Annotated in this window: 10 protein-coding genes; 9 read left to right on the top strand and 1 reads right to left on the bottom strand. The window is 41.7% G+C overall.

Going from position 1 to position 11,522, the window contains the following annotated elements; all coding sequences use genetic code 11:
- The 6 genes from OC530_RS07680 to OC530_RS07655 form a co-directional block, all read left to right on the top strand.
- Positions 1–2,022 (top strand): DUF1542 domain-containing protein (locus OC530_RS07680; protein ID WP_262080996.1); only part of this gene is annotated, 2,022 nt, incomplete at its 5' end.
- Between the two features lie 311 nt (positions 2,023–2,333).
- On the top strand, positions 2,334–2,792 hold the full coding sequence (locus OC530_RS07675) for a DUF4231 domain-containing protein (protein ID WP_138705899.1): 459 nt from the start codon (positions 2,334–2,336) through the stop codon (positions 2,790–2,792).
- 12 nt (positions 2,793–2,804) lie between these two features.
- Entirely contained in the window at positions 2,805–3,413 is a 609-nt protein-coding gene (locus OC530_RS07670) for a hypothetical protein (RefSeq protein WP_138705900.1), read from the top strand.
- A complete protein-coding gene (locus OC530_RS07665; protein ID WP_138705901.1) occupies positions 3,406–3,816 on the top strand; it encodes a hypothetical protein in 411 nt (136 codons plus the stop codon). The genes OC530_RS07670 and OC530_RS07665 overlap by 8 nt, the downstream gene beginning before the upstream one ends.
- A 10-nt stretch (positions 3,817–3,826) precedes the next feature.
- Entirely contained in the window at positions 3,827–5,242 is a 1,416-nt protein-coding gene (gene ply / locus OC530_RS07660) for a cholesterol-dependent cytolysin pneumolysin (protein WP_173269795.1), read from the top strand.
- A gap of 659 nt (positions 5,243–5,901) precedes the next feature.
- Complete coding sequence (locus OC530_RS07655; protein WP_000532893.1) at positions 5,902–6,618, top strand: YebC/PmpR family DNA-binding transcriptional regulator; 717 nt, start codon at positions 5,902–5,904, stop codon at positions 6,616–6,618.
- Between the two features lie 55 nt (positions 6,619–6,673).
- Here OC530_RS07655 and OC530_RS07650 read toward each other — a convergent pair whose 3' ends face one another.
- Positions 6,674–7,315 (bottom strand): DUF308 domain-containing protein, encoded by a 642-nt coding sequence (locus OC530_RS07650; protein WP_261013476.1) that lies wholly within the window; start codon positions 7,313–7,315, stop codon positions 6,674–6,676.
- Between the two features lie 213 nt (positions 7,316–7,528).
- Here OC530_RS07650 and OC530_RS07645 point away from each other — a divergent pair, with 213 nt between their 5' ends.
- From OC530_RS07645 to OC530_RS07635, 3 genes are read left to right on the top strand one after another with little or no spacing between them, the layout of a single operon-like run.
- Complete coding sequence (locus OC530_RS07645; RefSeq protein WP_261085570.1) at positions 7,529–7,999, top strand: MarR family winged helix-turn-helix transcriptional regulator; 471 nt, start codon at positions 7,529–7,531, stop codon at positions 7,997–7,999.
- Entirely contained in the window at positions 7,974–9,743 is a 1,770-nt protein-coding gene (locus OC530_RS07640) for an ABC transporter ATP-binding protein (RefSeq protein WP_262080988.1), read from the top strand. The genes OC530_RS07645 and OC530_RS07640 overlap by 26 nt, the downstream gene beginning before the upstream one ends.
- Positions 9,733–11,493: an ABC transporter ATP-binding protein gene (locus OC530_RS07635; protein WP_262080986.1), complete on the top strand. Its 1,761-nt coding sequence runs from the start codon at positions 9,733–9,735 to the stop codon at positions 11,491–11,493. Before OC530_RS07640 ends, OC530_RS07635 begins: the two co-directional genes overlap by 11 nt.
- The last annotated feature ends 29 nt before the right edge of the window (positions 11,494–11,522 follow it).

Raw genomic sequence — 11,522 nt, 5'->3', positions numbered from 1 at the left:
AGAAAAGCTGACGAGAAGAAAAACGCTCTAGCAGGAACTCCTCATATCACAAATGAAGAGAAGGAAGCCGCTAATCGTCAAGTAGAGGCAGCAGTTACAGCAGCGGAAGCTGAGATTGATAAAGCTAAGACCCAAACTGATGTAGAGAATGCGAAGACTGCTGGTATTGGTGAAATCAATAAGGTCACAGCCACAGCAACTGCTAACACTCAAGCTAAGCAAGAACTACGCAGAAAAGCTGACGAGAAGAAAAACGCTCTAGCAGGAACTCCTCATATCACAAATGAAGAGAAGGAAGCCGCTAATCGTCAAGTAGAGGCAGCAGTTACAGCAGCGGAAGCTGAGATTGATAAAGCTAAGACCCAAACTGCTGTAACCAACGCTAAAAATGCAGGAGTTACGAAAATCAATGAAGTGAGTGTCACAGCAACTGCTAACACTCAAGCTAAGCAAGAACTACGCAGAAAAGCTGACGAGAAGAAAAACGCTCTAGCAGGAACTCCTCATATCACAAATGAAGAGAAGGAAGCCGCTAATCGTCAAGTAGAGGCAGCAGTTACAGCAGCGGAAGCTGAGATTGATAAAGCTAAGACCCAAACTGCTGTAACCAACGCTAAAAATGCAGGAGTTACGAAAATCAATGAAGTGAGTGTCACAGCAACTGCTAACACTCAAGCTAAGCAAGAACTACGCAGAAAAGCTGACGAGAAGAAAAACGCTCTAGCAGGAACTCCTCATATCACAAATGAAGAGAAGGAAGCCGCTAATCGTCAAGTAGAGGCAGCAGTTACAGCAGCGGAAGCTGAGATTGATAAAGCTAAGACCCAAACTGATGTAGAGAATGCGAAGACTGCTGGTATTGGTGAAATCAATAAGGTCACAGCCACAGCAACTGCTAACACTCAAGCTAAGCAAGAACTACGCAGAAAAGCTGACGAGAAGAAAAACGCTCTAGCAGGAACTCCTCATATCACAAATGAAGAGAAGGAAGCCGCTAATCGTCAAGTAGAGGCAGCAGTTACAGCAGCGGAAGCTGAGATTGATAAAGCTAAGACCCAAACTGATGTAGAGAATGCGAAACAAGCAGGTCTGACAGCAATTGGTAATGTCACAGCGACAGCTGATAGCAACAGTACGTCTAACCAAGGAAACTCATCCACACCAGGTAATGGTGGCAACCAAGCAGGTTCAGATAGTAGAGGGGATGCGGGTAGCCAAGGAGACAGACCAGCTCCATCTGATGATGGTAGTCAAGGCGGTTCAAACAACCAAGGTCAGCCTGCTACTCCAAGCACTCCAGCTAATTCAGGAGATTCGACGAATCAAGCTGCTGGTCAATCTACTCAACAGAGAGAAACAGGAAATTCGACAGAAGTAGAGTCTCCACAAGGAATATCTGAAAGTTCTGTGATACCACCAGCCCGTAGCCGTAGAAGTGTAGCTTTCGCTGGAGGCGCTCAATCGAGTCAAGAGAAACAGGTTGATAAATCCGTCTTAAGAGATTTGATTCAAGACTTGGAAACTCGCTTGAAAGACTTGGATGGTATTGATCAATCTGTCATCGACGCTGCGAAGGTCATTCTCAGAGAGGGTCAAGAAGCCCTTAGAAATGCTGACTTGACAGAGGCAGGCTTGAAAGAGATGACTGCCAAGATCAAAGAAGCCCTCGAATCCTTGCAAGGCAAGCAAGCGACTAAGGATGAAGAAGAAACGAAAGAAACAAGGAAAGAGCAAGGTCATCTTCCATACGGTACGATGATTAGTAGCCTGCTCGCCCTTCTTGGTCTCCTTCTCTTCCTCATCGCGCGTCGTAAGAAAGAGTCAGAACTCAAGAAATTGACTAAGGAATTGACTAAGGTTCTGCAAGCAAGCGACCTTACAAGTGTAGATGCCAAAGTTCTTGACCAAGCACGAGAAGCACTCGCTCAAGCCGTTGCCTTCCTAGCCAATGAGAAAGAGTCTGACCACACAGAAGATGAGTTGATTGAGAAACTCAAAGCTATTCTTGCTCAGCTAAGATAAGCAATGCTTAGACGAGTCGGAAACTAGCTAGAATAGTGATTGATAGAATGTTGGAAAAACTCAATTTGAGGTGAACATTCAGAAAATCTTTCTCTGATAAAACGCATAATATCAAGCTTTTTAAGGCAAGGTATTATGCGTTTTTATCATTTTGAAACTTTTTGTTCCATCCTCTTTGTGATATTTTTCCCTTATTTCACAAACATTTCATATTTGGATTTTATAATAAGCTATAGTCCAGTTTTTACTATACTTTGATATTCAAATATGTTATACTATGATTATCAAAGTAAATGAAAGGGGTTACGAATATGACGCCAGAAGAAATGTACTTGACAGAGCGATTAGATGTACAGATAGCTCATTTTTTAAAGAAAAGCGTTCAACATCGTAGACGCTATAAGGTATTAAAAATAACAGAAATCGTGGCAGGTTTTCTCATAGCGGTCTTTTGTGCTATTCCTATGCCAGGTGATCGCTACCGTTTGATTTCGGTTGCCTTGTCCAGTCTAGGCTTGCTGTGTGAGGGGATTCTCAATTTGTATAATGCCAAGGAACACTGGATTTCTTACCAAAAGACTGCGCAACTCCTGGAGAGAGAAAAATTCCTCTATCAATGTCAAACGGAGAAATATGCAGGAAAAACCAAGGCTTTTGCCCTATTTGTCAAGACATGCGAAGGTCTTATCTCAGAGGAAATCAACCAGTGGGAAAGTATCCAGTCAAAAGAAGTGGCAGCTAGTGCAGATGCTCCAGCTAAAAAAGAATAGGAGGTGGAGGAAATGTATCAATCCAGCTACCTTTTGCCCTTGCTCTGGTTAAAAAAAGAAGCCGACAAGGAAAAGATGAGTGCAACTCAGTGCCAGATATTTTTCTTTTATTATCAACTGTTTGAACTCTTATTTGCTAGAGAAAGCGACTTGAAATACTTATGTCTGGGAAGGCAAGGTTTTTATTTCTCGCAGTTAGAGAAAGATTTGCTTTCTGGAGTTTCCCACTTTCTAAAAAACTTGGAGGGAAAAGTAACTCTCAAGGCTAACCAAGAAGTATCAGCTCGCAAAGCTCTTTTTCTAGCCTTAACAACTAGCCAGTCAGATTGGCAAGCTTTGGCTCCTGTTTTTGATTTTTATCAGACTATCGGGAGACTTGAAAATCCCTTGCTCTTGAGTTCTCAGGACAGACAATATCTGATGTGGATTTACCAGTCAGCTTTGGAGAAGGATTATAGTGTCAAGGTTATTGGCGACAAGCATTTTGTATTGAAGAGACAAGATGCTACTAAATTGACAGGGCGCCAAACTCAAACGTTGGAAATTCTGAGTCAATCAGAAGACTTGGTCAATCCTGTCTATGTTACATTAGGAGAAAAGGGGGTGCTTTTGCTTGATTAAGAGAGGAGATGTTGTAGCTCTTTATTTGCCTTTTCCGACTATTAGTAGTGATTTGGCTGTGAAGAATCATATGTATATCTGTATTGACAACAGCACGACTAAAAACAAAGAGTTGGTTAAAAATCAGACCTTCAAACCAGCTCTCTTGACCAGACGTTTGGTCAAGAACTTTATGATAGAAGAGCCGGATCTAGCTCGTAATCCTTTTACAAGACCAACCTTGATTGACTTAGATAAGGTATTTATGTTGGATAATACGGTCATTCCGACTTCTTATCTAGCCAGACGGCGACGCAATGTCTCAGAAGAATTGTACGAGGAAATTTTGGATCACTTAGTCCAACCACGGCTGATTTCGCTGAACAAGTCTGAGTTTATGCAACTCAATCCAGGAACTTATTAGGAGGTAGAAGATGACAAATAAAGCAGTAAATGACTTTATACTAGCTATGGATTATGATAAAAAGAAACTCTTGACCCATCAGGGAGAGAGTATTGAAAATCGTTTCATCAAAGAGGGGAATCAGCTACCCGATGAGTTTGTTGTTATCGAAAGAAAGAAGCGGAGCTTGTCGACAAACACAAGTGATATTTCTGTAACAGCTACCAACGATAGTCGCCTCTATCCTGGAGCGCTTCTCGTAGTGGATGAGACCTTGTTAGAGAATAATCCCACTCTTCTTGCGGTCGATCGTGCTCCGATGACTTATAGTATTGATTTGCCTGGTTTGGCAAGTAGTGATAGCTTTCTCCAAGTAGAAGATCCCAGCAATTCAAGTGTTCGCGGAGCAGTAAACGATTTGTTGGCCAAGTGGCATCAAGATTATGGTCAGGTCAATAATGTCCCAGCTAGAATGCAGTATGAAAAAATCACGGCTCACAGCATGGAACAACTCAAGGTCAAGTTTGGTTCTGACTTTGAAAAGACAGGGAATTCTCTTGATATTGATTTTAATTCTGTCCATTCGGGCGAAAAGCAGATTCAGATTGTCAATTTTAAGCAGATTTATTATACAGTCAGCGTAGATGCTGTTAAAAATCCAGGAGATGTATTTCAAGATACTGTAACGGTAGAGGATTTGAGGCAGAGAGGAATTTCTGCAGAGCGTCCTTTGGTCTATATTTCGAGTGTTGCTTATGGGCGCCAAGTCTATCTCAAGTTGGAAACCACTAGTAAGAGTGATGAAGTAGAGGCTGCTTTTGAAGCTTTGATAAAAGGAGTCAAGGTGGCTCCTCAGACAGAGTGGAAGCAGATTTTGGACAATACAGAAGTGAAGGCGGTTATTTTAGGGGGCGACCCAAGTTCGGGTGCCCGAGTTGTAACAGGCAAGGTGGATATGGTAGAGGACTTGATTCAAGAAGGCAGTCGCTTTACAGCAGATCATCCAGGTTTGCCGATTTCTTATACAACTTCTTTTTTACGTGACAATGTAGTTGCGACCTTTCAAAACAGTACAGACTATGTTGAGACTAAGGTGACAGCCTACAGAAACGGTGATTTACTGCTGGATCATAGTGGTGCCTATGTTGCCCAATATTACATTACTTGGGATGAATTATCCTATGATTATCAAGGTAAAGAAGTTTTGACTCCTAAGGCTTGGGACAGAAATGGCCAGGATTTGACGGCTCATTTTACCACAAGTATTCCTTTGAAAGGGAATGTTCGCAATCTCTCTGTCAAAATTAGAGAGTGTACCGGACTTGCCTGGGAATGGTGGCGTACGGTTTATGAAAAAACCGACTTGCCACTAGTGCGTAAGCGGACGATTTCTATTTGGGGAACGACTCTTTATCCTCAGGTAGAGGATAAGGTAGAAAATGATTAGGAGAGAAGAATGTTTGCGACAAAAAGAGGCGATGATCTCTCTGCGAATATCTGAAAGTTTATCTCTTGCCTAGCGATTTCCATTGGAGTATGCTCGTGATGTTAAAATGAGTCTATCAAACAGTGGCTGTAAGAAAAAGTAAAAAGGGTAGTGAAACTCCTTGCTATACAGGGAATTAGCTGCCTTTTACTTGTTTTAGAAGTGCCGTTGTACTAGTCTAACTTCAGTATCATGTGAAATCAAAAAGAGTATAAATTTCTGTTTCAGGAACACATAAATTATAGTTTTGTTTAGAAGCTCTTCTATTGACTTCTTAGAATGCAATAGCGCCTATAAGAACTGTTGAATTTCAAAGTATTTACTTGAACTATGATACGTCTGGAGTAGACTGTCAACAAAAGGTGCAGTATGATTGTTTTTGTCGCTTATATCTATAAACTCAAAACAGTAGTTTGAGCGGACTTTGTCAAACTTTCTATTTGCAGATAATGGTCTAGTTTGTTTTTTGAATGTTGATAAAGATAGAAAGGTAAGACATCTTGGTAACCAAAGTGCAATCCTAGTTGGATTTACTGAATAAAATCTATTTCCTCTAGTGAAAATCGAAAAAACTTGTGTTATAATAAGAAAGATTAAAATGTGAAAAAAGGAGATTCCTAATGGGACGTAAATGGGCCAATATCGTAGCCAAGAAAACGGCTAAAGATGGAGCTAACTCTAAAGTATATGCAAAATTTGGTGTAGAAATCTATGTAGCAGCTAAAAAAGGTGATCCAGATCCAGAATCAAACACTGCTTTGAAATTCGTTATCGACCGTGCTAAACAAGCCCAAGTGCCAAAACACGTTATTGATAAAGCGATTGATAAAGCAAAAGGAAACACAGACGAAACCTTTACAGAAGGACGTTACGAAGGTTTTGGGCCAAATGGTTCTATGCTGATCGTTGATACCTTGACTTCAAACGTTAACCGTACAGCGGCTAATGTCCGTGCAGCTTTTGGTAAAAACGGAGGAAACATGGGCGCTTCAGGTTCTGTTTCTTACCTCTTTGACAACAAGGGAGTTATCGTATTTGCAGGTGAAGATGCAGATGCAGTCTTTGAGCAATTGCTAGAAGCAGATGTGGATGTGGATGATGTAGAAGCAGAAGAAGGGACAATCACAGTTTACACAGCTCCAACTGATCTTCATAAGGCTATCGTTGCCCTTCGTGAGTCAGGTATTGAAGAATTCCAAGTGACTGAGTTGGAAATGATTCCTCAGTCAGAAGTGGAATTGTCAGGCGATGACCTTGAAACCTTTGAAAAACTTTACAGCGTTCTTGAAGACGATGAAGACGTACAAAAGATTTATACGAACGTAGACGGGTTCTAATAGAAAAACGAACAGTTTTACTAGCTGTTCGTTTTTTTGATATTTGAACTTAGACTCAGGTTTCAGAATCGTTTTGTTGCTTGCTTTTTTCTAGACCTAGACCGACTGCATGTTTTTGGACGAGCAAGAGCTGTCCATTGTCATCTTTTGCAAAAGTTAAGGTAACAGTCTTGATCTTGTCTCCAATGGAGATATAGGTGATTTTTTTCGTATCGTAACCCCCAAGAGTGAAGTCAAACTCGGAATCTGGCTTTCCGTGTTTGTTGATAATATCCTCGTAGTTGGTACCACCTTTTCCTTTGTTGTCAAGGTCACCTTCGATTAAGGCGTCGAACTGTTCTTGGGTCCAGGCGAAGGTATCGTCTATCAAGCTGCTTTTTTCTTCGCGTTCCATTGAGGCACTCGTATCCATGTAGGAACGGTTAAACTCCTTGGCATACTCTTTGTAGACATCAGCGTATAGTACCTGAGTCGTAAAGAAAAGTACAACAGAGGCAACTGCCAGGGATGTTCCGATAATAGCCATTTTTTTCCGTTTTTTGAGGTTGACGATAAGGCCGATAATCCCCAAGATAAATGCGACGATGCCGATGAACAACGATAGATAGTTAATAAACGGGAGCCAGGATCCTAAAAGTGCGATGGCTCCAAAAATGGTTGCTAAGATTCCTAAAACTCTTTGTTCTTCTGGTTTCATTTGAAAGTTTTCTCTCCTCATTAAGTGAATGGATTTCTACCCACAGTAGTGAGTGCTCATTATATAAAAAATCTTGCCTAATGTCAATTTAAACTAAAATAGTTCTCTAGGAAACTTTTTCTTGACATCTCTTTTCAAAGTGGTAAAATGGTTCTCATGGAAACTTATTTAGTTCCTAGGAGAACTAAATGTGATAGTTAGAAAGGAGTTAGTATGGATAAACCGATGTTAGTCTTTAAGCGTTTTGGTCATCAGATTCACCTCATGGTGCAAAAGGAAGCCAAACGTTGTGGCATTGAATTTATGGGTGGACCGCAAGGTCAGGTTGTGCGTTTTTTGGATAATCGTGAGAAAAACCAAGACTTGGTCTTGATTAAAGATATCGAGCAGGAACTCAATATTACCAAATCTGTTGCGAGTAATTTGGTCAAGCGTATGGTGCAAAATGGTTTGGTGGAATTGGAGGCGAGTCCTGTTGATAAGCGGGCAAAATTTGTTCGTTTGACGGACAATGCACGTTCTCAGATGCAGCAGGTTAAGGCCTTTTTTGAACGAATTGACAAGCAGTTGATGGAAGACATTGATGAAGATGAATTACTGATTTTTGAGAAAGTACTTGCTCAACTACAGGAAAATATCAAGGGAATAGGAGGAGAGAATGAAGAAATTAGCCAAACGAATTAGTAGAAAAGAATGGGGGATGATTTTACTAGCCATTCTCTTTACTTGCTTTTCGGTCTATCTAGAGTTGGAAGTGCCGACCTATATCTCTAAAATTACGGATTTGCTAGGAACTCAGGGAACCAACTTGGATGAGTTATGGCAGCCAGCAGGTATGATGGTGGGAATGTCCTTTCTTGCCTTCTTGTCCGCAGTTGCAGTTGGATTTTTTTCGTCCAGAGTGGCTGCTTCATATACTAGTAGGTTGAGAAGTGATATTTTTAATCGAGTTTTAGACTACTCGCAGACAGAGATTAAGAAATTCTCTATTCCTAGTCTCCTAACTCGTACGACCAATGACATTACTCAGGTTCAGATGTTGATTACCATGGGCTTGCAAGTGGTTACGCGTGGTCCAATTATGGCTATCTGGGCTATTGGGAAGATTTTAGGTCATTCAGAATACTGGCTCTGCGCCGTACTTGTGGCAGTGATTGTCAACGTTTTAATGACGACTGTTTTGATGACCTTAGCCTTTCCAAAACAGTCCTTGATTCAGGGGCTGACTGATAAACTGAACAGTATCACTCGTGAGAGTTTAACAGGTATTCGTGTCGTTCGCGCCTACAATGCTGAAGAATACCAAAATGAAAAATTTGCAGCAGCAAATGATGAATTGACACGCTTGAATTTGTTTGTCAACCGTCTTATGGCTATTTTGAACCCTATCATGATGGGAATTTCAAGTGGTTTGAGTGTGGCGATTTACTGGATTGGGGCCTATGTGATTAACGACGCTGCTCCGATAGCACGTCTGCCTCTCTTTAGTGATATGATTGTTTTCATGTCTTATGCCATGCAGGTTGTCATGGGCTTCCTTCTCATGGGAGCACTCTTCATCGTTCTTCCCCGAACTATGGTCTCTGCTAAGCGGATTAATCAAGTTTTAGATTTGCATTCTTCTATCCAAAACCCTGCTCAAGTGCAGCTGGCTGATGAAAACCTCAAAGGTCAGGTCGAATTTAAGGATGTGACCTTCCGATATGCGGCAAATTCGGAGGCGGTTATTGAGAATGTTAGCTTTAAAGCAGAAACTGGTCAAACAGTGGCCTTCATTGGGTCAACGGGTTCAGGTAAATCAACTCTGGTCAATCTGATTCCACGTTTCTATGACGTATCAGCAGGAGAAATTCTGGTGGACGGTGTCAATGTTCAAGACTATGCTCTAGAAGATTTGCGCAACAAGGTTGGCTATATTCCACAAAAAGCTGTTCTCTTTTCAGGTGATGTCAAGGACAATCTAGACTTTGGACAAAGTCAAGAAACACCACTTAGTGAGCAGGCTATGTGGCAGGCTTTGGAGTTGGCTCAGTCTAAGAACTTTATCGAAGACAAGGAAGCGGGCTTATCGTCAGAAGTGGCCCAAGGAGGAACCAACTTCTCAGGTGGTCAAAGACAGCGTCTGGCCATTGCGCGTGCATTAGCTCGGAAGCCAGAAATCCTCATCTTTGATGACTCCTTCTCAGCCTTGGACTACAAGACAGACCGTGTCCTACGCCAAGAGTTAGCAGAGAAAACCAAGTCTATGACCAAGCTTATCGTCGCACAGCGTATTTCAACGATTATGGATGCAGATTTGATTTTGGTCTTGGATCAAGGTAAAGTCGTGGGACAAGGCACCCATAAGGAACTTCTAGCTAATAACGAAGTTTACCAAGAAATTGCCTATTCACAACTATCGAAGGAGGAATTGGAACATGGAAAATAAGAAAATGTCTCTTTTGAAACAGAGTAAACCCTATCTTGCAGGCCTCCAGTTTGCCCTTCTGATAGCCTTTCTAGCAACAATCGTATCCAATATCATTACTGTATATGGTCCGACTCGCATCAAGGAAATGACTAATATCATTGCCAGTGGTCTGGAAACAAGTGTGGATGTCGCTGCGGTTGCAGCTATTGGTGGTTTTTTGGCCGTCATTTATGTGATCGGACTTCTATCAAATTATTTACAGGCATTTCTGTTTACAACAGCTATTCAACGTTTTTCAGAGCGTTTGAGAAGAGCCATTGCAGAGAAAATCAATAGCCTACCATTGGGATATTTTGATGGACACTCTCAGGGGGATACTTTGTCTCGTGTAACCAATGACGTTGACACTGCAGCCCAGTCCCTTAATCAAAGTCTGGGAACAGTTCTTTCATCTAGTTTATTAGTTTTAGCAGTCTTAGTAACCATGTTTGGGATGAACTGGATTTTAGCCTTGGTGACGGTCGTGTCAACCCTTATCGGTTTTGCTTTCGTGTCTGTCTTTATGGGCAAATCACAGGGCTTTTTTAAGAGTCAGCAACAAGACTTGGCAGCTGTCAATGGCTATGTGGAAGAAATGTACTCTGGCCATAATGTAGTAACCAGTTACAATGCCATCGAGAGTACGAAAGGAGAATTTGCAACATTAAATCATCGTCTGTATGATAGTATCTGGAAATCTCAGTTTATTTCAGGGATTATGATGCCGATTATGATGTTTATTGGGAACTTTAGCTATGCCTTGGTGATTATCGTTGGTGCAGCCTTGGCCTTAAATGGACACATCAGTATCGGGATTATCGTTGCCTTTATGGCCTACGTTCGAATCTTTTCTCAGCCTCTTTCACAAATTGCCCAAGGGATTACTAGCCTTCAGCAGGCTAGTGCAGCCATGGGACGTGTCTTCGAATTCCTAGCTGAAGAGGAAATGGGAGACGAATCCCATAAAGAAAGACAATTGAGCGATATGAAAGGTCAAGTAGTCTTTGATCGAGTCTCCTTTGGTTATACACCAGAGCGAACCATTATTCATGACTTTTCTGCGATTGCTCATGTAGGTCAAAAGGTTGCCATTGTCGGACCGACCGGAGCTGGTAAGACAACCATTGTCAATCTTTTGATGAAGTTCTATGAGATTGATAAGGGAAGTATCCGTATCGATGGTGTAGATACCAAAGAGATGAAGCGTTCGGAAGTACACGATGCCTTTTCAATGGTCTTGCAGGATACATGGCTCTTTGAAGGTACTATCCGAGACAATCTTATCTATAACCAAACAGGTATTAGTGATGAGCGCGTGATTGAAGCCAGCAAGGCTGTAGGGATTCACCACTTTATTATGACCCTACCAGATGGTTACGATACCGTCTTGGATGATACAGTGACCTTGTCTGTCGGACAAAAACAACTCTTGACTATCGCTCGTGCTTTGCTGAAAGATGCGCCACTCCTAATCCTAGATGAAGCGACTTCTTCTGTTGATACCCGTACAGAGGAATTGATTCAGAAAGCTATGGATCGTTTGATGGAGGGCAGAACTTCCTTTGTCATCGCCCACCGCTTGTCTACTATCCGAAATGCTGATTTGATTCTTGTCATGAAAGATGGAAATATCATAGAGCAAGGAAATCATGATGAGCTGATGGCGCAAGCTGGTTTCTACGCTGACCTCTACAACAGTCAGTTTACAGAAGATGAAGCAGAAGAATAAACCCAAAGAAGGCTTGACGACCTTCTTTT

The organism is Streptococcus sp. Marseille-Q5619, from assembly GCF_946901205.1.
Classification (GTDB): Bacteria; Bacillota; Bacilli; order Lactobacillales; family Streptococcaceae; genus Streptococcus.
This window is presented reverse-complemented; position numbering and strand designations above follow the sequence as displayed.

Coding starts and splice junctions, on each gene's coding strand:
- OC530_RS07675 (WP_138705899.1), top strand. CDS start 2,334: ATGACGCCAGAAGAAATGTACTTGACAGAGCGATTAGATGTACAGATA.
- OC530_RS07670 (WP_138705900.1), top strand. CDS start 2,805: ATGTATCAATCCAGCTACCTTTTGCCCTTGCTCTGGTTAAAAAAAGAA.
- ply (WP_173269795.1), top strand. CDS start 3,827: ATGACAAATAAAGCAGTAAATGACTTTATACTAGCTATGGATTATGAT.
- OC530_RS07655 (WP_000532893.1), top strand. CDS start 5,902: ATGGGACGTAAATGGGCCAATATCGTAGCCAAGAAAACGGCTAAAGAT.
- OC530_RS07650 (WP_261013476.1), bottom strand. CDS start 7,315: ATGAAACCAGAAGAACAAAGAGTTTTAGGAATCTTAGCAACCATTTTT.
- OC530_RS07645 (WP_261085570.1), top strand. CDS start 7,529: ATGGATAAACCGATGTTAGTCTTTAAGCGTTTTGGTCATCAGATTCAC.
- OC530_RS07640 (WP_262080988.1), top strand. CDS start 7,974: ATGAAGAAATTAGCCAAACGAATTAGTAGAAAAGAATGGGGGATGATT.
- OC530_RS07635 (WP_262080986.1), top strand. CDS start 9,733: ATGGAAAATAAGAAAATGTCTCTTTTGAAACAGAGTAAACCCTATCTT.